Source organism: Acinetobacter sp. SM34 (genome assembly GCF_022012365.1).
Classification (GTDB): domain Bacteria; phylum Pseudomonadota; class Gammaproteobacteria; order Pseudomonadales; family Moraxellaceae; genus Acinetobacter.
The window spans coordinates 149,792-175,056 of the sequence record NZ_JAKLTP010000002.1 but is presented as its reverse complement, the minus strand read 5'-3'; the positions used below and the strand labels follow the sequence as shown (position 1 = coordinate 175,056).

The 25,265-nt window shown below is 42.3% G+C and carries 23 protein-coding genes and 1 tRNA gene; 11 read left to right on the top strand and 13 right to left on the bottom strand.

Annotation, left to right across the window (positions count from 1 at the left end; translation table 11 throughout):
- Window positions 1-6 precede the first annotated feature (6 nt).
- From modA to LZZ98_RS02560, 3 genes are read left to right on the top strand one after another with little or no spacing between them, the layout of a single operon-like run.
- A complete protein-coding gene (gene modA / locus LZZ98_RS02570; protein ID WP_237786514.1) occupies window positions 7-768 on the top strand; it encodes a molybdate ABC transporter substrate-binding protein in 762 nt (253 codons plus the stop codon).
- Window positions 769-795: 27 nt separating this feature from the next.
- A complete protein-coding gene (gene modB, locus LZZ98_RS02565) occupies window positions 796-1,479 on the top strand; it encodes a molybdate ABC transporter permease subunit (RefSeq protein WP_237786513.1) in 684 nt (227 codons plus the stop codon).
- 1 nt (window position 1,480) lies between these two features.
- Window positions 1,481-2,122 (top strand): ATP-binding cassette domain-containing protein, encoded by a 642-nt coding sequence (locus LZZ98_RS02560; protein ID WP_237786512.1) that lies wholly within the window; start codon window positions 1,481-1,483, stop codon window positions 2,120-2,122.
- 137 nt (window positions 2,123-2,259) lie between these two features.
- Here the strand turns inward: LZZ98_RS02560 and LZZ98_RS02555 are convergent, their stop codons facing one another.
- The 4 genes from LZZ98_RS02555 to cysS form a co-directional block, all read right to left on the bottom strand.
- Window positions 2,260-2,646 carry a carboxymuconolactone decarboxylase family protein gene (locus tag LZZ98_RS02555; protein ID WP_237786511.1) on the bottom strand — a complete coding sequence of 129 codons (387 nt, stop codon included), beginning with the start codon at window positions 2,644-2,646 and terminating at the stop codon, window positions 2,260-2,262.
- Between the two features lie 190 nt (window positions 2,647-2,836).
- Window positions 2,837-3,289 (bottom strand): universal stress protein, encoded by a 453-nt coding sequence (locus tag LZZ98_RS02550; RefSeq protein WP_237786510.1) that lies wholly within the window; start codon window positions 3,287-3,289, stop codon window positions 2,837-2,839.
- A gap of 302 nt (window positions 3,290-3,591) precedes the next feature.
- Window positions 3,592-3,667: transfer RNA gene (locus LZZ98_RS02545), tRNA-Gly, on the bottom strand.
- A 65-nt stretch (window positions 3,668-3,732) separates the two neighbouring features.
- The gene (gene cysS / locus LZZ98_RS02540; protein WP_237786509.1) at window positions 3,733-5,154 is read right to left on the bottom strand and encodes a cysteine--tRNA ligase; all 1,422 of its coding nucleotides are present in this window, start codon (window positions 5,152-5,154) and stop codon (window positions 3,733-3,735) included.
- Window positions 5,155-5,551: 397 nt separating this feature from the next.
- Between cysS and LZZ98_RS02535 the strand changes: the two genes are divergently transcribed.
- From LZZ98_RS02535 to LZZ98_RS02500, 8 genes are all read left to right on the top strand, one after another.
- Window positions 5,552-6,529: a KpsF/GutQ family sugar-phosphate isomerase gene (locus tag LZZ98_RS02535; RefSeq protein WP_237786508.1), complete on the top strand. Its 978-nt coding sequence runs from the start codon at window positions 5,552-5,554 to the stop codon at window positions 6,527-6,529.
- A 3-nt stretch (window positions 6,530-6,532) separates the two neighbouring features.
- Entirely contained in the window at window positions 6,533-7,072 is a 540-nt protein-coding gene (locus tag LZZ98_RS02530; RefSeq protein ID WP_086174346.1) for a KdsC family phosphatase, read from the top strand.
- A 41-nt stretch (window positions 7,073-7,113) separates the two neighbouring features.
- Entirely contained in the window at window positions 7,114-7,662 is a 549-nt protein-coding gene (lptC, locus tag LZZ98_RS02525) for an LPS export ABC transporter periplasmic protein LptC (protein WP_237786507.1), read from the top strand.
- A complete protein-coding gene (gene lptA, locus LZZ98_RS02520; protein ID WP_237786506.1) occupies window positions 7,646-8,212 on the top strand; it encodes a lipopolysaccharide transport periplasmic protein LptA in 567 nt (188 codons plus the stop codon). Before lptC ends, lptA begins: the two co-directional genes overlap by 17 nt.
- Window positions 8,212-8,958, top strand: coding sequence for an LPS export ABC transporter ATP-binding protein (lptB, locus tag LZZ98_RS02515; RefSeq protein ID WP_086174343.1), 747 nt, complete (start codon window positions 8,212-8,214; stop codon window positions 8,956-8,958). The genes lptA and lptB overlap by 1 nt, the downstream gene beginning before the upstream one ends.
- 162 nt (window positions 8,959-9,120) lie before the next feature.
- Window positions 9,121-9,720: an IMPACT family protein gene (locus LZZ98_RS02510; protein WP_237786505.1), complete on the top strand. Its 600-nt coding sequence runs from the start codon at window positions 9,121-9,123 to the stop codon at window positions 9,718-9,720.
- The gene (locus LZZ98_RS02505) at window positions 9,713-10,330 is read left to right on the top strand and encodes an acyltransferase (protein ID WP_237786504.1); all 618 of its coding nucleotides are present in this window, start codon (window positions 9,713-9,715) and stop codon (window positions 10,328-10,330) included. Before LZZ98_RS02510 ends, LZZ98_RS02505 begins: the two co-directional genes overlap by 8 nt.
- A 134-nt stretch (window positions 10,331-10,464) precedes the next feature.
- Window positions 10,465-11,307, top strand: coding sequence for a universal stress protein (locus LZZ98_RS02500; RefSeq protein ID WP_086174340.1), 843 nt, complete (start codon window positions 10,465-10,467; stop codon window positions 11,305-11,307).
- 143 nt (window positions 11,308-11,450) lie between these two features.
- Here the strand turns inward: LZZ98_RS02500 and LZZ98_RS02495 are convergent, their stop codons facing one another.
- From LZZ98_RS02495 to dnaE, 9 genes are all read right to left on the bottom strand, one after another.
- On the bottom strand, window positions 11,451-12,116 hold the full coding sequence (locus tag LZZ98_RS02495) for an O-methyltransferase (RefSeq protein ID WP_237786503.1): 666 nt from the start codon (window positions 12,114-12,116) through the stop codon (window positions 11,451-11,453).
- Window positions 12,117-12,251: 135 nt separating this feature from the next.
- Window positions 12,252-12,965, bottom strand: a complete 714-nt coding sequence (locus LZZ98_RS02490) for a D-Ala-D-Ala carboxypeptidase family metallohydrolase (RefSeq protein ID WP_237786502.1) — start codon at window positions 12,963-12,965, stop codon at window positions 12,252-12,254.
- Between the two features lie 142 nt (window positions 12,966-13,107).
- On the bottom strand, window positions 13,108-13,431 hold the full coding sequence (gene fdxA, locus LZZ98_RS02485) for a ferredoxin FdxA (RefSeq protein ID WP_004279936.1): 324 nt from the start codon (window positions 13,429-13,431) through the stop codon (window positions 13,108-13,110).
- A 199-nt stretch (window positions 13,432-13,630) separates the two neighbouring features.
- Complete coding sequence (gene mutS / locus LZZ98_RS02480) at window positions 13,631-16,267, bottom strand: DNA mismatch repair protein MutS (RefSeq protein ID WP_237786501.1); 2,637 nt, start codon at window positions 16,265-16,267, stop codon at window positions 13,631-13,633.
- A 399-nt stretch (window positions 16,268-16,666) separates the two neighbouring features.
- A complete protein-coding gene (locus LZZ98_RS02475) occupies window positions 16,667-18,676 on the bottom strand; it encodes a lipase family alpha/beta hydrolase (protein ID WP_237786500.1) in 2,010 nt (669 codons plus the stop codon).
- 130 nt (window positions 18,677-18,806) lie between these two features.
- Entirely contained in the window at window positions 18,807-19,721 is a 915-nt protein-coding gene (locus LZZ98_RS02470; protein ID WP_237786499.1) for an ABUW_2363 family tetratricopeptide repeat lipoprotein, read from the bottom strand.
- 111 nt (window positions 19,722-19,832) lie between these two features.
- Window positions 19,833-20,642, bottom strand: a complete 810-nt coding sequence (cysE, locus tag LZZ98_RS02465) for a serine O-acetyltransferase (protein ID WP_237786498.1) — start codon at window positions 20,640-20,642, stop codon at window positions 19,833-19,835.
- A complete protein-coding gene (locus tag LZZ98_RS02460) occupies window positions 20,635-21,492 on the bottom strand; it encodes an RNA methyltransferase (protein WP_237786497.1) in 858 nt (285 codons plus the stop codon). The genes cysE and LZZ98_RS02460 overlap by 8 nt, the downstream gene beginning before the upstream one ends.
- 33 nt (window positions 21,493-21,525) lie before the next feature.
- Window positions 21,526-25,095 (bottom strand): DNA polymerase III subunit alpha, encoded by a 3,570-nt coding sequence (gene dnaE, locus LZZ98_RS02455; protein ID WP_237786496.1) that lies wholly within the window; start codon window positions 25,093-25,095, stop codon window positions 21,526-21,528.
- Window positions 25,096-25,265: the final 170 nt, after the last annotated feature.

Below are 25,265 nucleotides of genomic sequence, written 5' to 3'. Positions count from 1 at the left end.
ATGCACATGAAAAATTTTCTGTTTTTATCAGTTTGTTTTGCATCTATATTTTCTGCAACCCATGCTGGAACAGTGAAACTTTATGCTGCGGCCAGTCTGAGCGATGCCATGACCGATATTGCCCATATTTACCAGGCCAAACATCCTCAAACTAAAATCGTACCTGTATTTGGTGCATCCTCAGCTTTGGCCAAACAGGTGCAGGCTGGGGCGAGCAGTGATGTATTTTTCTCGGCCGATCAGGACTGGATGAATTATTTGATCAAAAAGCAGATCATTCATCAAAACAGAGCCAAGTCCGTATTGTTTAACCAACTGGTGGCCATCAGTCCAAAAAATTTAAACATTGCATTTAAGCCACAGCCCAATTTTAAGTTTGCCCAAGCATTTAAAGGGCATCTTTGTACAGGACAAATGGAATCTGTGCCTGCTGGTAAATATGCCAAACAGAGCCTGATTCAGCTGAACTGGCTGGATCATTTAAAGGGTCGGATTGTCGGAACGGATGATGTCCGTTCAGCCTTGGCTTTTGTTGAGCGAGGTGAATGTGAGGTGGGGATCGTCTATAAAACCGATGCCTTGATCAGCCAGAAAGTAAAAATCATCGGTACTTTTTCGGCAAACTCACATAGCCCGATTGCGTATCCACTGGCTTTAACCAAGCAGGGCGAACAGAATAAAGAGGCAGCGCAGTTTGAACAGTTTGTGGAAAAAAGTGCTCAAGCCAAAGCAGTATTTAAAAAATATGGTTTTAGCCTGAAATCTTAGGCAGATCACGGGGGAAATGGCTGAAAGATGTTAAGTCCGGAAGAACTCAGTGCACTTTATTTATCAGCCAAAGTGGCAAGTTTTGCGACCTTGTTTTGCTTGCCTTTTGCTATCGGATTGGCGTGGATATTGGCACGGCATGAATTTCGGCTTAAGTTTCTGGTTGAAGCATTTTTACAGTTACCGATGGTGCTCCCTCCGGTGGTGCTGGGCTATTTACTGCTGGTACTATTTGGCAATCAGGGCATCATTGGAAAATATCTGCACACACTGGGCATACAGTTGGCCTTTAACTGGAAAGGCGCGGTTTTGGCATCGATGATTGTGGCATTTCCCCTGATGGTGCAACCGATTCGGCTTTCATTTCAGCTGATGAACCAGCAACTGGAACAGATTGCAGGTTCACTGGGAGCGGCGCCGTGGAGAGTATTTTTCAGTATCAATTTGCCGCTGGCTATTCCTGGCATCGTGATTGGCAGCATTTTATGTTTTAGCCGCAGTCTGGGAGAGTTTGGCGCCACCATTACTTTTGTAGGTAATATTCCGGATGAAACCCGCACCATTCCAATCACGATTTATTCCTTGCTGCAACAACCCAATGGTGAAGATATGGCAATGCGACTGGTGGCTTTATCACTTATTTTGGCTTTTAGCGCCTTAATTGCCAATTATTTTATTCTGCAAAAATATCAACGCAAATTGGGAGCTTGAAATGTTGAAATGTGCATTTCAATATCAACAAGATAATTGCCTGTTGAATATTGAACTGGAGATGCAGCAGTCACTTTTGGGGATTGTCGGTGCTTCTGGTTGTGGCAAAAGCACTTTGTTAAAAAATATTGTGGGATTATTAAAGCCTACTCAGGGTTATATTCAGTTTAATCAACACATTTTGGTCGATACCCGGCAAAACATTCAGGTGCCGATGCATCAACGCAAAATCGCTTTAATTTTTCAACAGGCTTTGCTATTTCCGCATCTGAATGTAAAACAGAATTTGTGCTATGCAGAAAAATTGCTGGCTGCATCGGAACGAAAATTCCAGTTTGATGACATTGTAGAATTATTAGAATTAAAACCTTTAATTCATCGTAAAGCACATCAGCTTTCAGGTGGCGAAGCTCAGCGTGTATCGATAGGTCGGGCACTGTTATCTTCACCGAATTTACTGTTGCTGGATGAACCGCTTACCGGATTAGATAGCCAGTTAAAACAACAGATTTTACCGTTTTTAAAACGGATGAAAGATGAGCTGGACGTGCCGATGATCTATGTCACCCATTATAAAGAAGAACTGGAATATTTACAGGCTGAAACTTTGCAGCTCAGTCAAGGGAAATTGCAGCCTCAATAAAACGTTCAGATGGATGTGTCTAAATGACTCAGGCCATTAAAAGTGAAATAGCCTAAGTTCAGAATAGTCTAACCAGGCTGAATCATAAAATACTTAAGCTATTTCTATAAAAATCAAGCAAAAAAACTAAAACACGCCTATTCAGGTTTTTGATATTCATTGATGACTTCAAGTGCAGCACGAAAGGCTTCCTGGGTAGCAGGAGCGCCACAGTATGGCAAGCTGTGTAATAACACTTCCTGAATTTCTTCTACCGTTGCACCATTATTGAGTGCACCACGTACATGACCCTTAAGTTCGGTTGGGCTTTTTTGGGCAGTTAAAAAAGCAATGGTGATTAGTGAACGATATTTACGCGGGAGAACACCTTCACGTTGCCAGGTTGAACCCCAGGCATGTTCGTTAATCCAGTCTTGTAACGGTTGAGTAAAGGCCACAGTATTGTCCTGTGCACGTTTTACAAAAGTCTCGCCCATAACTTCAGTACGAACTTTTAATCCATTTTCATAATCTTGTTGTGACATGTTTTACTCTTTGCATATCTATAAAAAAGATGTGCGCAAAGTTTATGCTTCAAGCATGATGATGTGTATTGGTTTATGGTCGTAATAGTATTGTCATTTTGGTGATATTACTCTGGCTTTTATTTTTATAAATGTTAAATCACTATAAATAAATTAACCCACATGATGTGGGTTAATTCAGGATTAAAAACTATGAATGGGTGTGTTTGACCACAAGTACAGGAACATGACTTGCCGTCAGAATGTCTTGTGCGATACTGCCAATAAAAGTCTTTTTCAAACCTGTACGCCCATGCGAGCCGACTACAATTAAATCAGCATTTAATTCATCGGCAAGTTCAGCAATGCCTTCACTCGGTGATTGTTTGGCTAAAAGTTTAGTTTCTGCTGTAATGCCTGCTTCAGAAAATCTGACAGCTAGCTCAGCCAATATATTTTTAGCATGGGCTTGGGCCTCCATAAAATAATCTGTGACTCCAGGTACATTTTTATAAAAACTGACACTGGTTAAAGGATCGATAACCACAATACTGACTATAGTCACTTTACTTCCCATGGCTTTAGCCAACATCATTGCTTGGTCAGCTGCAGCGAGAGAGATAGGGGAATCATCCACAGAAACTAAGATGTGCTGGTAACCCATGATGCTATCCTCTTGTTTCAAGATTCATTATCTGTTCAAAGATTAACATAGCTGGAATGAGGGAAGGGAAAAGGATAAAAATGTATCTTTTATACTTAATTCAGCAAAATATTAATCATATGAATTCACTAAAATATTTATTAAATCTGAAAATTATTTTTTGATTTATAATACTAAACATCAAACCTATTTTTATATTTTTAAGTTGAGCTTCCTTGGAGGCTCAACTTACCTAAAAAAATCAATGATAAAATCTTGTTATAAAAAAAGCCCTTATCAATGATAAGGGCTTTTTCGTATTCTGGAGCGGGAAAGGAGACTCGAACTCCCGACCCCAACCTTGGCAAGGTTATGCTCTACCAACTGAGCTATTCCCGCAATATGGAAGTGAATTATAGAGAGTTTAATTAAACTGTCAACTCTTTATGCTTCCAAATGTTTAATTAATCAGCACGACGCCAAATTGTTCCTTGACGCGTATCTTCCAGAACTACACCTTGATCGAGCAAAGACTGGCGAATTTCATCGGCTTTAGCAAATTCCTTGGCTTTTTTTGCATCTTTACGTTGCTGAATCAAATCTTCAATCTGTTGTTCTGACAAGCCTAATGCTTCCTGACCAATATCCGACTTCAAGAAATCATCTACATTGTGCTGTGCCAAACCTAAAATATTGGTCAAGTGACGTAAAGTAGAATAATACACTGCAGCCTGTTCGGCATTTTCATCTTTCACGGCACGGTTCAATTCTTTGTTAATTTCAAACAGCACAGCAATAGCTTCAGCGGTATTGAAATCATCACGCATGGCTGCATTAAAACGCTCAACTAAAGCATCATCTAAACTATCTACCGTTTTTTCACCATAAGCTTGTTGATAAGCTTTAAATGAATGATAGAAACGGGAAAGGGTATTTTTTGCTTCTTTTAAAGCGGTGTCAGAGAAGTTAACAGGGCTACGGTAATGCGAAGAAACAATAAAGAAACGGATCACTTCAGGATGGAACTTATCCATTACATCACGAATGGTGAAGAAGTTACCTAAAGACTTCGACATTTTTTCGCCATCAACATTAATAAAGCCGACGTGCATCCAGTAATTGACATACTGTTCACCAGTTGAGGCTTCCGATTGCGCAATTTCATTTTCATGATGCGGGAAAGTTAAATCTGAACCGCCACCGTGAATATCAAAATGGTTGCCTAGGCAGCAGGTCGACATGGCTGAACATTCAATATGCCAGCCCGGACGGCCATTGCCCCAAGGCGAAGCCCAAGAAGGTTCGTTTTCCTTGGCATGTTTCCACAGTACAAAGTCAAAGGGATGTTTCTTTTCTACTTCAACATCAACGCGTTCAGATGCACCGGCTTGCATATCTTCAAGCTTACGGCCAGAAAGTCGGCCATATTTGGCAAATTTTTCTACTTCAAAATAAACATCGCCATTTGCAGATGGATAAGCCGTGCCGTTATTGACCAAGTTGCCAATCATGTTTTGCATCTGGTCAATATAATCCGTCGCACGAGGAGCTTCATCTGGATGCAAACAACCTAAATTTTCCGCATCTTCGTTCATGGCTTTGATAAAACGATCGGTCAATGCAGTAATGCTTTCGCCATTTTCATTGGCACGTTTGATGATTTTGTCATCAATATCGGTGATATTACGTACGTATTTTACATTCCAGCCCTGACTGCGCAGGAAACGGATAATGTAGTCAAATGCAACCATAACTCGAGCATGACCAATATGACAGTAGTCATATACGGTCATACCGCAGACATACATGTCGATATGACCTTCTTTACGAGGTACGAATTCTACTTTTTTACGTTGCTCTGAGTTATATAGAACAAAAGGTTGCATAGGTCTTCAAATTGTTTCTACCAAAAGATGGCTCATCTTAACCTAAGCATTTTTTTTCATAAAGTTAAAACGAAAAAATGCAGGATTTTTTTAGCAGGATCGTTCTGTGAAATCATTAAAAGGTAGGCAATGCTATACTCTACTGAAATTAAAATAATGACTTAAAAAGATTAGGGGATAAAAATTGAATCAGCAATCATTCCAATTTATGTGAAATGAGAAGAATAGGGATATTTCTTTTTATCCACAAACCATAATTTCTGCACAATTCATGAAATCTTATACATATTAAAACGTGCCATTTGCATAGATATGATAAAATTGCGAAAATTATTTTTTGCTAGACTGAGTCAACTCTATATAGAGTTAAGGTAAACCTACTTTGAACCCACCAAATATGCCAAATCAAATAGACTTTCAAAAAGTCGCATTAGAAACTTTGCGTATAGAAGAACAAGCGCTAGAAATATTGGCGACGCAAATTGATGAACGTTTTAGTCGTGCCTGCGAAATTATTTTGCAGTGCCGAGGGCGTTTAGTCATTACCGGTATGGGAAAGTCAGGGCATATTGGCCGTAAAATGGCAGCAACCTTTGCCTCTACAGGTACGCCATCATTCTTTATGCACCCAGGTGAAGCGGGACATGGCGACCTGGGCATGCTGGTTCCTGGTGATGTGTTAATCGCTATTTCAAATTCGGGCAAGAGCGACGAAATTATGATGCTCATGCCCTTAATCAAACGCTTGGAAATTCCTTTAATCACCATTAGTGGGCATGACAAAGGCCCGATGCCGCAAAATGCGGATGTGGCTTTAACCTTGGGGAATATCCAGGAAGCCTGTCCACTGGGTCTGGCACCGACCTCAAGTACCACTGCAACTTTGGCTTTAGGCGATGCCTTGGCGGTTGCCTTACTTGATGCACGTGGCTTTACTGCCGATGATTTTGCCCTGTCTCATCCAGCCGGTGCTTTGGGCAAACGTTTGTTGCTACATGTCAAACACCTTATGCATACAGGCACAGAATTGCCAAAAGTATCTCCAGATACACCAATGAATCAGGTTCTGTACGAAATTTCAAATAAACGCCTAGGTTTAACCACAATTGTGGATCAAAATGACGTTCTATTGGGTATTTTTACCGATGGAGATTTACGTCGCCTAATTGATAAGCAGCAGGGTTTTGATGTGAACTTGGCTGTTGCTGAAGTCATGACTAAAAATCCTTTAACCATTTCACAAGACGCTCGTGCGGTTGAAGCTTTAGAGCGAATGAACGAAAAGAAAATCAATCAATTTGTTGTCGTAGATAGTGCAAATAAGGTCATTGGTGTGATTAGCATGCATGACTTGATTCAAGCCGGGGTAAATTAATAAATGGCATCTTATATTTTATTGGAACAGGCGCGTCATGTTGAAGCCTTGGTTCTTGATGTCGACGGCATTCTGAGTGATGGTTTTGTCACCTTGACCAATACCGGTGATGAAATCAAGTCTTTTGATATTCGTGACGGTTTGGGCATGAAACTTGTACAGAAAGCAGGTGTGAAAGTCATTATTATTACTGGACGTAAAAGTAATATTGTGGAAAAGCGCATGTCCGATCTTGGTGTCGATCTGGTTTTTCAGGGCCGTGAAGATAAAGGTGTTGCATTACGTGAAGCCTGTGCCCAATTAAATGTTGCTCCAGAAGATTGTTTGTATATGGGCGACGACTGGCCTGATCTTTCAGCATTTGCTATTGCAGGCATGAAAGTGACGGTACCGAATGGTCATGTCGAAGTTCGACGTCGTGCTGATCTGGTCACTCAGGCCATGGGTGGTCGTGGTGCGGTGCGTGAAATCTGTGACATGATTTTAACGGCCAAAGGAGCTTATGAAGAGCTTCTTGAAAAATATACCGCTGTCCCACATTAATTATTAAATAATCCATTGAATTTGAGTTAAGTACCCCACTTATGGATACAAAAGTTTTATATGTAACTGCTATAGCCATTGCAGCTATAAGTGGTGGTTACTACTATTACAGCGGTAAGGGTAACAAGCTTGAGGTTGACTCAGCCAGAAGCATGACCTATTCCGCTGAAAAAATTAACCTGACTCAAACCGATGATAACGGTAATTTGCATGTCCGTGCCCAGGTGGATCGTCTGGAACAGGACCTGCAAAAAGAAACGGCAAAACTGACCAACCTCAATGCCTCAATGTATAAGAACGGCGCAGTAGATGCGACTTTTTATGCCAAAGTTGCAAATAGCTATGATGATAATGAACGCGTGGTTTTGTCAGGGAATGTAGTAGCAACCAAGCTGATGCAACAAGGCCAAATGCAGTTTCGGACTCAAGAATTAACCGGATATCCTAAAACCCGGGAAATTGAAACAGATAAACAGGTCATTGTGCAATCTCCGCAAGCTGAATTCGTGAGCCAAGGTCTGAAAGCCAATTTAAATGACGGTCAATACGAATTTTTTAATATTCGAGGAAAATATGAACCAAAATCTTAAGCTTACATTGTCTAAAACCTTGCTTAAGCAAGCAGCTTTAGTCGGTTTGGTTGTATTCTCGTCGGCAGCGGCATTTGCCATTCCTTCTGACCGGAATCAGCCCATTTCATTGGTCGCTGACCGTGCCACCTATAATGAAAAAACAGGTGTGACCACTTATACCGGTAATGTCATCATTGAACAGGGCACCATGAAGTTGCAAGCCAATTCAATTGTGGCAAATCTGAACAGTCAAAAACAGATCAGCACCATTATCGCGAGTGGCGGTCCTGCACGTTTCCAGCAAAAAACCGATGTCAATAAAGGCTTGGCCAAAGGTCAGGCACAAAAGATTTTATATAATGCCGAAACCGGTATCATCACTTTGACTGGCGGTGCATGGTTACAGCAAGATGGGGCGAGTATTCGAGGTAATACCTTGAAATACAGCATGAATAAAGGTGATGTAGAAGCAACGGGTACACCAAACAATACTGGCTCATCTTCAGGCCGTGTGCAAATTGTTATTCCGCCATCAAGCTCAAAATCTTTCCCGGGAGCACGTGATTAATGGATCAATCACTCAACCAGCCTCAAACGTTGTGTATTAAGCACCTTGCAAAAAACTATAGTAAAAGATGGGTCGTCAAGGATGTGTCTTTCCAGATGCAGAGTGGGCAAATTGTAGGCTTGCTTGGTCCCAATGGTGCAGGTAAAACTACAAGTTTCTATATGGTGGTGGGTTTGGTTCGTATGGACAAAGGTGAGATTCATTTAGATGATCTCGACCTCTCAGATTTGGCCATGCATGAACGAGCCCGTAAAGGTATTGGTTATTTACCACAAGAAGCTTCTATTTTTAGAAAACTGACGATTTCTGAAAACATCATGGCGATTCTGGAAACCCGTAAGGATTTGAACAAGCAGCAACGTCAGCAGCGTTTAAATGAATTGCTGGCTGACTTTAAAATCAGCCATATTAAAGATTCATTGGGAATGAGTGTGTCGGGTGGTGAACGACGCCGTGCTGAAATTGCCCGTGCTTTGGCTGCCGATCCTAAGTTTATGTTACTGGATGAACCTTTTGCCGGGGTCGACCCAATTTCTGTCGGTGATATCAAGGATATTATTCGTAACCTGAAAGACCGTGGAATTGGTGTATTGATCACCGATCATAATGTACGTGAAACTTTAGCGATTTGTGAGCATGCATATATTGTCAGTGAAGGTGCAGTGATTGCGGAAGGCACACCGCAAGACGTACTGGAAAATGAAACTGTACGTAAAGTCTATTTGGGTGAAGATTTTACAGTTTAATTAAAGTTTAATCAGAATGATCTAATCTTATAAATTACAGTATCATTTAACTTAAAATATTTTTTAAATTTAAGAAACCTTCTTTTATAGAAGGTTTTTTTGTAGCTGCAAGCTGTTCAAAACAGGCTATACTGCCGCTGTATTGTTATTTATTCCAGATTTATGCCATTTACGATTGCCTCATCCGTTTCTTTTGAAGAAGACATTAAAAAAAGTCGCTTTCAGGCGATTGCTGCACCAGTCGAAAATGACCAGGATGTAAAAAACTTTTTAGAGGCCCATAAAGATATCACCACGACACATCAGTGCTGGGCATGGAAAATCGGTCACAATGTCCGTTTTAATGATGCTGGTGAGCCATCAGGTACAGCAGGCAGACCGATTCTGGCCACGATTGAAGGCAATGAATTAACCAATATCATCGTTCTGGTCAACCGCTGGTATGGTGGTATTAAACTGGGTACAGGCGGTCTGGTGCGCGCCTATGGCGGTTGTGCAGGGCAGTGCTTGTTACTGACGGAAAAAATCGAACTGATTGAAAAGAAAAAGGTCAGTTTTTCCTGTCAATTCAATGAATGGGCTATCTTTCAATACGAGCTGAACCAGCAACACATCGAATTTCAGGAACAATATACTGCCACAGGTGTGCAGGTCGAAGCCCTGTTACAAGTCCATCAAATCCAGCCTTTTGCACTGAAAATTCAGGATGTAAGCCGTGGCCGTGAACAACTCAAAATTGTAGAAGAGCCTGAACATGACTGAGCAAGACCCGTTGTTAAAATATCGCGAACAGCATAAGCATCGTTTGAATTATATGCCCTGGTTATATTGGTCATTAAAACCGAAAAATCGTGGCTGGGCGGAAGAATGGCAAAAGGAATATCAGGCTTATTTAATGGAAATGGAAACTGTCGAGATTGGTGAAAACTGTTTTATTTCACCATTGGCCCATATTTTTGCCGAGCCGGGTCGCAAGATTAGCATTGGCGATAATACTTTCATTGCCGCAGATTGCACGCTACATGGGCCTTTAGAAATTGGCAATGAAGTCGCAATCAACCATCACTGTATTCTGGATGGTGGTAGAGCAGGGATTAAGCTGCATGATCAGGTCCGTATGGCCGCATACTGCCATCTGTATGCCTTTGACCATGGTATGGAACTGCAGCAGCCCATTTACCAGCAACCGGTACGTTCGCAAGGCATCGAAGTGGGGCAGGATGTCTGGTTAGGGGCGCATGTTGGAGTTAAAGATGGTGTAAAGATTGATGCTCATGCCATTGTCGGCATGAATAGCATGGTCACCAAAAATGTTGAAAAGACAACTATTGTTGTGGGCAATCCTGCAATATTTATTCGTCATCGGGATTAAAAAATTTCAATAAAATGAATATGAATCAGCGAGTAAGTTTAATTACATAAAAGCATGCACAGTGACAAAGAGATATGCTAAGTTAAAAATAACAATTAGACTTACAGCCTGTATGGGCGAAAAGCGAGGCGAAAATGAAACGTGTAATCGCTTGTATTGATTCTTCTCCATGTGTAAATGCAGTTGCTGAAGCTGCGGCATGGGTTGCGAAGCAGACACAACGTGAATTGGTATTATTACAGGTTTTAGACTATTACCCAGCCAGTTATCATTTGGGTGAAATCAGTGGGGTAATTGGTTTTGAAAGTAATGCAATGTTACTGAAAGAACTGGCAGAACTTGAACAAAAACAAAGTGAACTGGCACTGGATTACAGTAATAATCTTTTAAATCACATTTCTGAAATGATTCAGCAAAAATATCAGATTAGTGCCTCGCATCTGCAAGAAAAAGGCGATTTTTTAGAACAAAGCTTTCATGTGCTTAAAGAAGATGACATAGCCATTATTGGCCGAGTCGGGGAGCGCTCTGCGGAACGAAACAAGCCGATCGGCAGTAATGTCGAAAATTTTATTCGTGGTGCAAAATGTACAATCATGACAGTTGGAGAACAGTTTAAGCCACCAACCCGATTTATTTTTGCCTATGAATATTCACCGACCTGTGTCAATTTGATGAAACGTGTAGCGCAAAGTGATTTATTAAAATTATTGCAATGCCATCTGCTATATGTCGGTGATCATCCGGAAATACTGAATGAGCCTTCACAGTATTTACGTGATGCTGGCCTTGATGTGGTGACTGAATACCGTTATGGTGATGTTTCGGAAAATATACTTGAATATCAAAGCGAACATGGGATACAACTGATATTACTCGGTGCATTTAGTCACAGTAAAATTCGCCAATTCTTTTTGGGTAGCGTGGCAACCAGTATATTCCGAAATTCAAGCGTACCGTTATTGGTGGTGAAATAAGTATTATCAATACTTTACAAATACGCTTAATAATTGGTCATAGTTATCCGCATAACTTGTGGATAACTATATGGACAGTATTTGTAAATAGCTAATAAATAAATAAAAAAACAAAAAGATTGTTTTTTAACCTTTGTGTCATATTATTTCACTATGGCGATAGCAAAGCCATCATGTCCTTTGCTTCCAACTGTTTGTAAGGCGGTACAGGACAGAATTCGAGGATGGTCTTGCATGGCGGCAAACATATCACGAATACCTTCAATACTTGGTTTGTGATTGTCGGGGTTAATGATATCACCAGCGCGAATTACATTATCCAGTACAATAATGGTCCCTGAATGTGACAGGTTTAAGCTAAGTTCCAAATACTCAGGATAACTCTGTTTGTCGGCATCAATAAACACAAAGTCAAAAGGTTCAAAATCGTCAGGTAATGCCTTTAATACATCTGCGGCACGGCCAACTTTAAGCTCAATGGTCTGCGGAAGTTTGGCATTATCGATATTTTCTTGTCCCAAGGCTGCATGGGTATCACGACCTTCAATGGTTAGGATATAACCATCCTCAGGCAGGGCACGTGCAAGCCACATGGTACTGTAGGCAGCAAAAGTACCCAATTCAAGCACACGCTTGCACTTGTTCATTTGAATAAGCATTTGCAGCAGCATGCCCTGATTAGGCGCGACGGCAAGGTGATCTGGAAAACCTTTATCTTCGGTGTTTTTTAATGTCTGTTGCAGAATGGGGTCTTCTGGAATTAAATGTGAATCGATGTAAGCATCAATCTCTGTCCACATTTGTTGCATAGTTTTGTCACCTGTGTTGCGATGCATGCATTTTAAACCTTTCCATTCAGAGTGCAATTTATCGTTTTGATTTATTGAAAATAGGGCAATAAAAAAGAGATCAGTAGGATCTCTTTTTTACCACAATACACGATTTTAAAAATTACACATCGAGCTGTGGCGTGAGTGGTCTGGACCCCAGGTGCGGTACCCTTGAGTATCAATATGGATTTGACCAGAAGCATACAGACCCAGCCCCATATTCAGGCTTTGTCCGTACTGCACCCAGAATTGACATAATTTAAATTTGCTATTTTCAATAAATGCATAATCTTCTGCTTGGGGCACTTCAGGCCCAATACGGAAATCGATCGCCGAATTAAATAAGTGGCGTGACGAATTTGCACCACCGGCACATTGGTTAAGTGGCAAATCCCGGTAAACGGAGGTCACTTCAAAGTCAGTAAGCACTTTGGCAGCAACCAGGTATTTAAAGACACGTAATGTCGCAATCTGATTGTTCCACAATTCACGATTTGGAATCATATATTGGGGACGGCCGCATTTTTGCCAGTCACGAGCGGTACGCAATAATTCAAAACTCGGGATAATATTACCCACCCCATTACGTTCCAGAAAAATTTCATATTCACGTACACGATGTAAATTATCACCTATTGCTACCCATGAATTATAAACATAAGGCACTGTTTTAGGGGGAATTTGGCGTTCCAGGCTAATGCGTTCTTGGGGTATGAAGATCCGTTTCCCATCGGGTGTTTGCCCTTGTTTATGAGGAGATGTGGTACATCCAATCATGACAAGTGGGATTAGGCTCAGGCCCAATAATCCCTTTAAAATATGCTTCATTATAGAAATCAAATATTTATAAACACGAGCTATTTTAATCTAATTTGACGGATAAAATTTGAAAATATTGCAATCAAATGTATTTTTTCAGTATAAAAAAAGATCAGCATAGGCTGATCTTTTTTCAAGTCCAAGTACAGTATTATTTTTCCAAATACTGTAACTTGTCAGCTTTACCATTCCATTCTTCACGGTCAGCAGGCTGATCGCCAATTTGAGTGATATTTGGCCATTTTTGTGAAAGATCAGCATTAAGTTCAATAAAGACTTCTTGACCTTCAGGTAACTCATCTTCCGAGAAAATAGCATTAGCCGGGCATTCAGGTTCGCATAATGCACAGTCAATACATTCATCAGGATTAATTACGAGGAAATTTGGACCTTCGTAGAAACAATCTACCGGACAAACTTCTACGCAGTCTTGGTATTTACATTTAATACAATTTTCAGTGACAACAAAGGTCATGGCGACAGCTACCTAAAAAATATGGTTCTAATTACTCTTGCAGTATTTTAGGCAAAAATGCTGCTAACTAACAATTGCTTTTATTGATATTTGTTATATATAGCGCTGTTAATTTTGATAAAAATTGCATATTTCATTAAATAATTGTAGTAAATGAAAAAGACTTCTATTTAGAAGTCTTTTTTGGTGCAGATTTTGATTAGCTTTCTAATGCATCTTTTAATGCATAAATCTGTTGCAAGGCTTCCCGAGGAGAAAGGCTGTCTACATCTAGCGATCTTAACAGATTCAGTGCAGGCACATCTTTTTCAATTTCCACCACACGTTCAATGATTTCAATAGCAGGTTCATCAACCACACTAAATAAATCATTTTGTACGGCTTTATTGAGTTGCTGATGTTGCTGCTTTTCCAAAATCTTCAACCGGTTTTGCGCCTCTTTAATCACGCTGGCTGGAATACCTGCCAGTTTGGCCACCTGCAAGCCATGACTTTGACTGGCAGGACCATGCTGAACCTTGTGCAGCAAAATTAAATTACCGTTCAGTTCTTTGGCCGTGACATGGTAGTTATCAATGCCTGACTCTTTACCCAGTTCGGTGAGTTCAAAATAATGCGTGGCAAATAAGCACAGGCATTTAATGCGCTTGCTCAGGTCAATCACACAGGCCCAAGCCAAAGATAGACCATCGTAAGTACTGGTACCGCGTCCGACTTCATCCATCAACACCAAGGACTGGTTGGTGGCATGATGTAGAATCTGTGAAGTTTCCGTCATTTCCACCATAAAGGTCGATTTGCCGGTAGATAAGTCATCTGCTGAACCAATACGAGTAAAGACGCGATCAATTGGGCCTAATACTGCCGATTTGGCCGGTACGTAAGCACCACAGTAGGCGAGTAGACTGATCAATGCGGTTTGGCGCATAAAGGTCGATTTACCGCCCATATTCGGCCCGGTCACAATGGCCATACGGTGGTTGTAATCTAAAGTGGTGTCATTCGGAGTAAAGGCTGTCTTGCTTAAGGCTTCAACCACAGGATGTCGGCCGGCAACAATTTTGACCCCAATTTCAGGGCTGTATTCTGGACGTGACCAGTTACGCAAACGGGCCTGATGGGCAAAATTGGCCAGCATGTCAATCTGCGCAATCGCGCTACTCATCATTTGTAAATTGCCAATGTCTTGACGTAATTCATCCAGCAGCATTTCAAACAGCATCTTTTCACGCGCAAGGGCACGTGATTCGCTAGACAGCACTTTATCTTCAAAAGATTTCAGTTCTGGAGTGATATAGCGTTCAGCATTTTTTAAAGTCTGGCGACGGATATAATGATCCGGTGCCTGATCCGCCTGAGCACGGGTCAGTTCAATATAGTAGCCACTGACACGGTTATAGCCAATTTTCAGCGTTGAAATGCCGGTGTTGGCACGCTCTTGAGTTTCAAGGTCGATCAGGAACTGGCCGGCATGATCACGGATTTTACGCAGCTCATCCAGTTCGCTGTCAAAGCCTTCTGCAATGACGTTGCCATCACGCAGTAATACCGGCGGATTTTCTACAATGGCAGACATCAGGCGTTGATGTAAGCCATGAAAATCACCCAGTTCATCATTCAATTGCTGAATTAGATCGGATTGCTTGGCTTGTGTCATCGGTTGAAGGGCATGACGTAAGAAAGGAATTTGCGCACAGGCCTGACGCAGTTGCACCAGATCACGTGGACGTGCACTGCCCAAAGCCACACGACTCAATACACGCTCAATATCACTAATCTCTTTCAGAACCAGACGAACAGGAGACTCATGATAGCCATTCAGCATGGCGGCAATGGCATCCAGACGGGCATCCAGTATTTTGGTGTCGCGTAAAGGCTGCATCAGGGTGCGGCTGAGCAGACGGCCGCCCATTGCGGTCTGGCAGTCATTAATGAGCTGGAATAAAGAGGTGCCATGATCAAACAATGGTTCCACCAGTTCCAGATTACGGCGTGTGACCGGATCTAAAGCAATAAAGTCACTGCTTTGTTCCAGTTGAATTGAACGGATATGCGGCAGTGCAGTCTTCTGGGTTTCTTTGGCGTAATGAATCAACGCTGCTGCCGCTGCCTTGGCCAGCGGTAAATGATCAATCCCAAAACCGGAAAGGGTAGCTACCGCAAACTGGTCACATAAGGTTTTTTGTGCATTGTTCAGGTTGAAATCGACATTGGGGCGGCGGGTCACAGGGCAGTCGAGTTGCTTTTTAATTTGCTCAATAATATTGGGGTCAACAATGTCTTCATCGACCACAATTTCACTTGGCATTAAGCGTGAAAGCTCAATCGCCAGCTGTTCGTGCTGGAACTCCTGTTGCTGGACTTTGAAAATACCCGCACTCAAATCCAGCAGTGCAATACCAATCTGGCCTTGCTGTAGGCACAGTGCAACCAGATTGGAAGATTGATAACTGTTTAACAGCGCATCATCGGTCAGGGTGCCCGGAGTAATGATACGGACTACACCGCGTTCAACCGGACCTTTACCGGTAACCTCACCCAGCTGTTCACAAATAACGACCGTTTCGCCTTTTTTGACCAGACGGGCCAAATAGCCTTCGGCTGCATGATAGGGAACGCCTGCCATGGGAATCGGTTCACCATTGGCCTTGCCACGATGAGTTAAGGTAATCCCCAATAATTTGGCTGCTTTGTGGGCATCGTCAAAAAACAGTTCATAGAAGTCACCCATACGATAAAACATCAGTGAATGTGGATGCTGCATTTTGACGCTCATGTACTGCTGCATCATAGGCGTTAAATTGGAAAAATCAGCCATGATTTCCGGGTAACTCATTGAGGTAAAATCCTTAAATATTTGAATACATTTAAATCGTTAAAACTTGGCTGTCTCACCAATTTCAAATTTATGCATAAATCTCTGCCAGTTAAATCCTAGACTTTGGCGCTGCTATTGTTGTCATTTTCAAGCCAACCCGATCTAGGAAAAAACTGAGTCTCATCTGCCCAGATATCTTATCAAATTTGCAGGAATTTCGAAAAATGCTTTGCAGTAAATGGGTAAAAAATAGAAAAACAGCAACTCTGCTGTGATGCAAAAGCAAACCAAAAATGTTTTAGCGTGAAGCAAAGATGAGTGGCAACGATTCAATCTGTTCATTCTGAGCCGATCGACCAGCAAAGTTCACTTTGCCTGACTTTGCCAGTCGATATTTTACTGAGGTTTCAATGGACATTAAGGTTGATGCAAACCGAGTTTGGTCAAATGTAGTCGTAATATTCGACGCAGTTCTAAAACCGCTTCTGGCGTTTCCTGAATCGAATGTCCACCCTTGATGATTTTTTCCGAAGCAGCACCATCTAAATGCGCGCTTCTATATGGCACCACATCATCAGTAATGATATTGGGATCATCGCTTGTTGTCACATTACCCATAATGGAGTGAAACACCAAGCCTTTACGTGGCTGAATATCTTTGGTGAGTTCCATGAATTTGGATTGGTGACTTAAATCACTGGGGCCATTTTGGATGAGACCATGATCAATCTGCTGTAACAAGTCTTTAAAATCCAGATCCTGACTTTGTATGCTATCGCTAATTGCAGAGAGAAATGCGCCAGGAATGCGGATGATTTTACGTGCTGCCCTGGTAAACCATCGATCGGCGTAATCAGTTCCTTTGTGTGGGCTTGCGAGAAAAATGGCACGAGAGAAATTAGGAATATCCTTCATCACCAAACGTTGCGAAATGATCGGTAATTTTTGATATTTATTTAACTGGCGATTATTCATCATCGATAATGCTTTTTTGGTGGTATCGGCATCACTGACCAAAAGACGGGCGATAATGCCGCCCATACTATGTCCAACCAGTACTGCATCTTTTTTGGCTGGCGCATTGGCATCGACCTGGGCAAAGGCTTGAGTGAGCAGGGCATAAATCTGAAAGCGGCTTTCAATAATCGGCATATTGGTAGAATAAAACACTTGCCAGACCTGGAAGTTTTCCCGCAGTACCGTATCACCCATAATATCGTTGGTCAGACGAATCCAGGCTTCCGGGCTACTGGCCAGACCATGCACCAGTACAATCACTTTTTTATTCGGGTTATACGGTTCCAGCATGTATAAATGCGGCATGGTGAGATGTTCATCACGATTGATCAGGGTCAAATAAGCTGCTTTGCCCAGATTGTTTTGCGCCAGCCATAAGCCATACGGGGTAGAGAAGTTGGCAGCCAATGGGTAGTTTTTGCCGCCTACATTGACCTGTTCGTATTTATAAGGGTCAAAGGCTTTGAGTTCAAACTCTGCATTATTTAAAATATCTTTGACATTGGTTGCCGACTTGGGCTGTGCAGTCAGTGTGGCTGCCAGATAGCGCGCTTGATGAATATTCGGATTGATGCCATTTTTATAACTAAAATTTATCGGGTCAATAATATAGGGATGTTTAGATTCACCGATATCCTCTTTGACTTGCGGTAAAACTAAAACAAATTCTGAACCAAAACCATCGCGGCGGGTGATCGAACGTAAACCTGAAAAGTTTAGATTATAACTGGAAAGCAATTGCTCAATTTTTTGATCTTTTAATTGAGGATAGTAATCGAAGTTAATGCTGTAAATGCTTTTACCGACTTTAATTTGCGGTTCTACAGTCGTGGGTTTGTAGCGTAAGCCATAGGCTGAAACCAGTTTGGCTAGGGCTAAATTATAAAAGTCACGAATCTGAACCTGCCGGTTATCAAAAATACGGCCTTGGGGTTCACGTTTGGTTTTAAACATATAGGCATAGCTATAGCGAATGCTTCGATCCAGCATATACAGTTGCTGATCTAAACATTGCTCATAGGTGTCTTGCTGCAGTTTTTGTTTTTCTTCAGAGCGGGTGCTGTTCAATATGCCGACTTTACAATCAGTTGATTTTTCGAAGGTTAAGGCTTTGGCTAAATAGATTTCACTTGCTGTAGAGAGCAGTTGTTCATCCTGAATTTGCGGAATTTGTTGCAGTTCCTGAATACACTGGTCGGGTTGGTCGGAGCAAATTTTAGCTTCACGACCGGTCATAGACAGTACATTTAAGCTGGCTTCACTCAATTTATTGCGGGTCAGAATACTGTCACGTTCATTGGCAATCGAGACATTGATGGCTTGGCTTTTAACACTGACAATTTGACAACCTGTAAGCAGGTAACTACTCAGCAGCGAAGCAAATAAAACTTTATATATTTGTTTTGGCATAAAGATTGTCAACTAAGTATTGTTTGAATTTTTCTTCATCATACGATAATTCTTCTAATTTTCAATTCATGCACATAAAAATAGGCCGTACTGAACGGCCTATTTGAAATGCTCATTTAAGATTTAAAAATTAAGGGGCTTTAGCTGGATTAAGCACTTGCCATACATTCCAGCGACCTTGTTTTTCAATTTCAGTAATTAAACGGTCAGCAACTTCAGCTTCCTGCGGATATTTCACTTTGTAATTTTTTAAAACCTGAATTGCATTTTTCTTTTGTTCCATGGCAATGTAGTTATTTGCCGCACAAAGATAAGCTTCCTGCACACCCGCTTTCATGGCTTTATCTAAATAAGGAATGGCTTCACGTTGACCACCACCTTCAGATAAACCAAAACCAAACCAGAAGTTTGCTTCGGCATCATTAGTGTTGATTCTTAAAATGCGCTGTGCATAGGTTAAAGATTTGGTGGTATAGACTGAGCCCAAGTCCAGGTTACGGGCCATTACGCTGGCTTTAAATGCACGGATCAACACATCAAAAGATGCATTGTCTTTAGAAGCCAGGGTATCCAGCTGCTGAGTCACTTGTTTGAGTTTGGCTTCAAAGCCTTTACGTTCCTGACGTTCAGTGAAACGAGGCGGGTAATGACGTGCCTTGCCTTCGACCAACTGCAAGAAGTCATCAATTTCAGTGATATCAAATTCATTATCACCGGCAATAACAGCATATTTTACATTACGTTGATTGCTGTTGACTGTTGGAATGATCAGCTTGTTGACATCCAGGGTTACTTTTTTCGAAGCATCACTTGGCGAGGTCACTTCCATTTTTGTTACAGGCTGTGCAGCAGCTTTTTGTAATGCAATTTCAAATGGAGGGGGGGCATCATAGTTAAATGGATTCAATGCATAGAACGGAGCGGTCAATTCAGGTTCAGTGAAAACAATAGGGGAATTCGAATTTTTATCTTTTGTTGGTGTCGAGCTACACCCCGAAAGTAAAGAAACAGCAATTAAGGTACATGCCAAAGGCTTAAGGATCATATGGGTCATCCATTCATTTAATTTTAAAATTGGTCAGTCAGTATGTTCCTCAGTCTAAAAAAATGCTCAGGAACATACAAGTAAGCGCTTGTTAAGATTCAGATCAGCTGGTTAAGCTTTAGATTGACTGCTTTGTGCTTCACATTCGCGGCGCACATCTTCAATGATTTTAAGTTCTTCAATACTGAAGGGCTGTTCATTTTGCTGTTGCTTTTTAAAAGTCGGATCAAGCAAAGATAAACGCTGGCATAAAGTATTCATGCGTTTTTCATTAAGTTGGATACGATCCAATAAAATACGCATGCCATCCAGAATCGGGTCGGACTGATCCGGTGTTGCTGCATAAGGCTGGAAACCAATACTTTCTGCATAATCACGACGACGCGCTTCTTCTGCATCTTTAGGCTGGTCTTTGGTAATAAAGCGCGCCGGATTACCGACAGCTGTGGTATTCGGTGGAACGGCTTTGGTCACCACGGCATTTGAACCGACCTTTGCATTTTTACCTACAGTAAATGGGCCGAGAATTTTTGCCCCGGCACCCACGACCACGCCATCTTCCAAAGTCGGATGGCGCTTGCCTTTATTCCAGGTGGTGCCACCTAGCGTTACGCCGTGATACAGGGTGACATCATCACCAATCTCGGCAGTTTCGCCAATCACCACACCCATGCCATGATCGATAAAAAAACGGCGGCCAATTTTCGCACCCGGGTGAATTTCAATGCCTGTGGCAAAGCGGCTAAAAGAAGACAGCAGGCGAGCCGAGCCTTTACACTCTTTTTGCCAAAGTTCATGAGCAACACGGTGCATAATCAGCGCGTGTATGCCAGGATAAGTGGTAAGAACTTCTAAAGTGTTTCGAGCGGCAGGATCGCGCGCGAATACAGCTTGTATATCTTCTTTGAGCTGCTTAAGCATTAGATTGATCCTCTGAAGAATCGGTTGTTTTGTCTGTAGATTTTTTCCATGTACCGTTATTTAATGCCTGTACACGGCTGAATATGCCACGAAGTAAATGATATTCCATACGATCTAATTGTATACGTCCAAATAATCGGCGCAAGCGTAAAGGCAATAATCGTGGGTTTTTCGGGTCCATAAATTCAATTTCGGCCAGCATTTTTTCAATATGCGGGTAAAACTGTTCCATTTGCGCATGGGTGACCAGGGGTTCGTCCCATTGCATGTCAATTTCATCTGTTACAGGCATGGTTGCTTCAGGATCTTCATTCTGCTCAGTCAACGCCATCGCTGCCATGCGCATTTCATAGCAAATCACCTGAATGGCTTGCGCAACATTGAGTACGCCGTAATCGTTATTGACTGGAATAGTAACGTGATAATTGGCCAGGGCTAATTCTTCATTGGTCAAGCCACGGTCTTCACGGCCAAAAATCACCGCAATTTCCTGTTTGTCTTGTACTACCGCTTGTAATGATTTTTCTGCCGCAGGTCGGGCATCCAGTAAAGGCCAGGGAATGGTACGGCTACGCGCACTGGTTCCAAAGACCAGATGGCAATCTTTAATCGCTTCTTCTAAAGTCGGTACAATTTCAATCTGTTCAATCAGATCGGCTGCACCTGCGGCCAAGGCATCAATATCCGGATGCGGATAGGTTTTGGGCGCGACCAGTACCAGCTTGGATAGGCCCATGGTTTTCATTGCACGTAATGCGCTACCAATATTGGCTGGCAAGGTAGTATTAACCATGACAATACGCACATGGGAGAGATGTGCGGAAACCACAGCATTGTCAACTTGACTCATAATGTGTCCGATTTGAATTTAAATATTTAAAAATTAAGAATATTGACTGGCTTCAGCCTGATACATATCCATCGCATCATCCATGCTCACATTGGCTGGAGGAGGCGGAACATTGGCAGGCTTGGCCTGCTCGTAACTGACGGCTTTAGCGGCTTTGGATTTAACCTGATATTCAATATGAATCACGTCTTTGCCAAAATAATCTCGCAATTTCGCCAGCAGTTCATCTAGCGGAGCCACATTCCAGTTCAGGCCTAAATGTATGTCTGCTGAAGCATAAGCATAATCAATCTGTAATTGCATCGGGATATGATTACACATGTCGACATTACAGAATGGCGTTAAAATTTTGCGTAAATCCTGACTCAGTGAAGCGGTGAGATGTTCCGGGTTCAGCTTGATCTGAATGCTGTTGGCACGTTTTTGACGGATTTCATTCAGGCTAAAGGCTTTGGTCAAGCGTCCCATAGGACGGTCAAAACCTTCGCGCTCGTATATTTCGCCTTCAATCACCACCACTTTTTCATTCTGGATGATGTCTTTAAAACGCTGGAAACGTTCATGATTGGCCGACACTTCAATACGTGCTGTACCATCATCTAGAGTCACCATCATCCGGTTCGGGAAATTGGCGATATCTACAACCAAACCGGCAAATACGGTGGTCACACCACGACGGGTCGGGGTCAGTTCATTAATACGGACTGGAATAAAAGATTTGAGTTCCGGACGATACACATCAATCGGGTGGCCAGTTAAGTACAGGCCTAAAGTATCTTTTTCACCTTTGAGGCGGACTTCATCAGACCACGGTTTCACCGGTTTTGATGGTTTACGCTGAACTTCTTCAACTTCACCAAACAAATCCATAATACCGGTTTCACGGTTCGAGCGTGCCTGTTCAGCGGCTTGTACCGCTTCAGGGAGCTGTGCCATTAAATCTGCACGTTCAATCCCCAAACAATCCATAGCACCTGCACGAATCAGAGCTTCAAGGGTACGTTTATTGATTTTCTTTAAATCGACTCGGTGGCAGAAGTCGAATAAGTCTTTATAGGGGCCGTCACTGATACGCGATTCAATCACCGACTGCATTGCTGCTTCACCCACGCCTTTGATCGCACCCAAACCATAGACAATGGTATTTTCGCTACTGGCATGGAATTGATAGATCGACATGTTCACCGAAGGTGGAAGTACTTCCAAATTGTTATGACGGCAGTCATCAATCAGGAACACCACGTTGTCGGTGTTCTGCATTTCCGAAGTCATGACCGCTGCCATAAATTCAGCCGGATAATGCGCTTTTAACCAGGCGGTTTGATAGGCAACCAGGGCATAGGCCGCGGCGTGTGATTTGTTAAAACCATAGCCGGCGAATTTTTCCATATAGTCGAAGATATGGTTGGCAGTCGCTTCATCAATATCTTTTTCAGCAGCACCCTTAATAAAGATTTGGCGTTGTTTGACCATTTCTTCAGGTTTTTTCTTACCCATGGCACGGCGCAGTAAATCCGCACCGCCAAGGCTATAACCTGCACAGAACTGCGCAGCCTGCATGACCTGTTCCTGATATACCATAATGCCGTAAGTCGGCTCTAGTACGCCTTCTAACAGTGGATGTAAATATTCAAACTCACCACCATGCATACGATGGATAAAGTCAGGAATAAGATCCATTGGACCCGGTCGGTACAAGGATACGAATGCAATAATCTCTTCAAACTTACTTGGGCGCGCTTCCTTGAGCATTTTTTTCATACCCACGGATTCAAACTGGAATACTGCCGTGGTGTTGGCAGAAGCGAAAATCTCGTAAGCCGCTTTATCATCCAGCGGAATATAAGAAATATTCACCGGCTCGCTAATATCAGCACGTGCATTGATATGCTGAATCGCATCTTCAATTACGGTAAGGTTACGCAGGCCCAAGAAGTCGAATTTGACCAGACCGGCCGATTCAACGTCGTCTTTATCGAACTGTGCCACACGTCCCGTACCATCGGCATCACACATGACTGCTGAATAGTCGGTGAGTTTGGTCGGTGCAATAACCACACCACCCGCATGCTTACCGGTATTACGGGTAATGCCTTCTAGTTTCAGGGCCATTTCCCAAATTTCAGCGGCATCATCGTTGTCAGGATTGGATGGGTTGGTGACAATATCTTTCAGTTGTGGCTCGGCTTCTATCGATTCTTCCAGACTCAAACCTAATGGCTTGGTTGGAATCATTTTAGAAATACGGTCAGCCAAACCATAGGATTTACCCAGGACACGAGCAACGTCTCGGATTGCACCTTTAGCAGCCATAGTACCGAAGGTTGCAATTTGCGATACCGCATCGTGACCATAAGTACGAGCCACATATTCAATCACGCGGTCACGACCGGCAATACAGAAATCGACGTCAAAGTCGGGCATCGACACACGTTCCGGGTTCAAGAAACGTTCGAACAGCAGGTCATAGCGCAGAGGATCAAGATCGGTAATCTTTAAGCTATATGCAACCAGTGAACCTGCACCCGAGCCACGACCTGGACCCACAGGTACGCCGTTACCTTTAGACCACTGAATGAAGTCCATCACGATCAGGAAGTAGCCCGGGAAACCCATGTCGAGAATAATCTTCACTTCAAAGGCTAAACGCTCGTCATAAGGTTTGCGGATTTCTGGCCAGTCTTCATCGCGCTTTTCAGGCGGATAAAGAAAGTTAAGTCGTTCTTCCAGACCTTGTTCGGACAAATGGGCAAAATAGGTATCAATGGTATGGCCTTCCGGAATCGGGTAGTCCGGTAAGTCATTAAAGCCTAAGCGTAAAGTGACGTTACAACGCTTGGCAATGTGGTAGGTATTTTCAATGGCTGTTGGAATATCTGAAAATAGTTCAGTCATTTCTACAGCGGTTTTAAAGTACTGTTCAGGGCTATAGGTTTTAGGACGGCGGTTATCACCCAATACATAACCATCGGCAATACAGACCCGTGCTTCGTGGGCTTCAAAATCATCACGTGTAATAAAGTGCACATCGTTATGGGCGACTACGCCAATATTGTATTTTTTTGCAAGTTTGACGGCTTCTTCAATAAAGGCATCTTCATCAGGGCGGTTGGTGCGAGTCAAAGCCAAATAAACCCGATTGCCGAATTTTTCAATCCATTCCTGAAGGAGGGGTTCAGCCTTATCTGGATTTGATGTGATCAGCATTTTGCCGACATCAGATTGCATGCCCAATAGCACAATCAGGTCTTGATGCTGATCTAAAATCCAGTCTTTTTGCACACAAGGAATATCCAGTTGCTGACCTGAAATAAAACCTTCAGAAACCAGTTCGGTCAGACTGCGCCAGCCTTTGTTGGTCATGGACAACAATGTCACGCGATGTTCAGCATCATTTAGGCGGATTTCTGAACCTAAAATGGGTTTAATGCCTTTATCGAGACACTTTTTATAAAATTTTACTGCGGCATGCAGGTTGGATAAATCTGTTAATGCGAGGGCAGGCATATCTTCATTTGCTGCAGCTTTGACTAAGTCAGGTATACGTACGATCGATTCTGTAATTGAAAATTCTGTATGAATACCAAGATGAACAAACTGCATAAATGAGTCCCTGCAAAAACCACTGGATAGTTTAGCATGCTCTAGGAAAAGTCATGGACTAATATTTAGCTAATTCAAGTTCAAATTTTATTTTTTGGCTGGAAAAATAGTCGGGATTCCTCAGGAAATTAAAACATTATCGCTGCAACAGGATGAAATGGATTTTAGAA

Coding starts and splice junctions, on each gene's coding strand:
- lptA (WP_237786506.1), top strand. CDS start 7,646: ATGAACCAAAATCTTAAGCTTACATTGTCTAAAACCTTGCTTAAGCAA.
- LZZ98_RS02475 (WP_237786500.1), bottom strand. CDS start 18,676: ATGCCAAAACAAATATATAAAGTTTTATTTGCTTCGCTGCTGAGTAGT.
- fdxA (WP_004279936.1), bottom strand. CDS start 13,431: ATGACCTTTGTTGTCACTGAAAATTGTATTAAATGTAAATACCAAGAC.
- LZZ98_RS02555 (WP_237786511.1), bottom strand. CDS start 2,646: ATGTCACAACAAGATTATGAAAATGGATTAAAAGTTCGTACTGAAGTT.
- LZZ98_RS02550 (WP_237786510.1), bottom strand. CDS start 3,289: ATGGGTTACCAGCACATCTTAGTTTCTGTGGATGATTCCCCTATCTCT.
- modB (WP_237786513.1), top strand. CDS start 796: ATGTTAAGTCCGGAAGAACTCAGTGCACTTTATTTATCAGCCAAAGTG.
- dnaE (WP_237786496.1), bottom strand. CDS start 25,095: ATGCAGTTTGTTCATCTTGGTATTCATACAGAATTTTCAATTACAGAA.
- mutS (WP_237786501.1), bottom strand. CDS start 16,267: ATGAGTTACCCGGAAATCATGGCTGATTTTTCCAATTTAACGCCTATG.
- lptB (WP_086174343.1), top strand. CDS start 8,212: ATGGATCAATCACTCAACCAGCCTCAAACGTTGTGTATTAAGCACCTT.
- cysS (WP_237786509.1), bottom strand. CDS start 5,154: ATGCAACCTTTTGTTCTATATAACTCAGAGCAACGTAAAAAAGTAGAA.
- LZZ98_RS02530 (WP_086174346.1), top strand. CDS start 6,533: ATGGCATCTTATATTTTATTGGAACAGGCGCGTCATGTTGAAGCCTTG.
- cysE (WP_237786498.1), bottom strand. CDS start 20,642: ATGCTTAAGCAGCTCAAAGAAGATATACAAGCTGTATTCGCGCGCGAT.
- LZZ98_RS02510 (WP_237786505.1), top strand. CDS start 9,121: ATGCCATTTACGATTGCCTCATCCGTTTCTTTTGAAGAAGACATTAAA.
- LZZ98_RS02560 (WP_237786512.1), top strand. CDS start 1,481: ATGTTGAAATGTGCATTTCAATATCAACAAGATAATTGCCTGTTGAAT.
- LZZ98_RS02505 (WP_237786504.1), top strand. CDS start 9,713: ATGACTGAGCAAGACCCGTTGTTAAAATATCGCGAACAGCATAAGCAT.
- LZZ98_RS02470 (WP_237786499.1), bottom strand. CDS start 19,721: ATGATCCTTAAGCCTTTGGCATGTACCTTAATTGCTGTTTCTTTACTT.
- LZZ98_RS02460 (WP_237786497.1), bottom strand. CDS start 21,492: ATGAGTCAAGTTGACAATGCTGTGGTTTCCGCACATCTCTCCCATGTG.
- LZZ98_RS02495 (WP_237786503.1), bottom strand. CDS start 12,116: ATGCAACAAATGTGGACAGAGATTGATGCTTACATCGATTCACATTTA.
- LZZ98_RS02490 (WP_237786502.1), bottom strand. CDS start 12,965: ATGAAGCATATTTTAAAGGGATTATTGGGCCTGAGCCTAATCCCACTT.
- LZZ98_RS02535 (WP_237786508.1), top strand. CDS start 5,552: ATGCCAAATCAAATAGACTTTCAAAAAGTCGCATTAGAAACTTTGCGT.
- modA (WP_237786514.1), top strand. CDS start 7: ATGAAAAATTTTCTGTTTTTATCAGTTTGTTTTGCATCTATATTTTCT.
- lptC (WP_237786507.1), top strand. CDS start 7,114: ATGGATACAAAAGTTTTATATGTAACTGCTATAGCCATTGCAGCTATA.
- LZZ98_RS02500 (WP_086174340.1), top strand. CDS start 10,465: ATGAAACGTGTAATCGCTTGTATTGATTCTTCTCCATGTGTAAATGCA.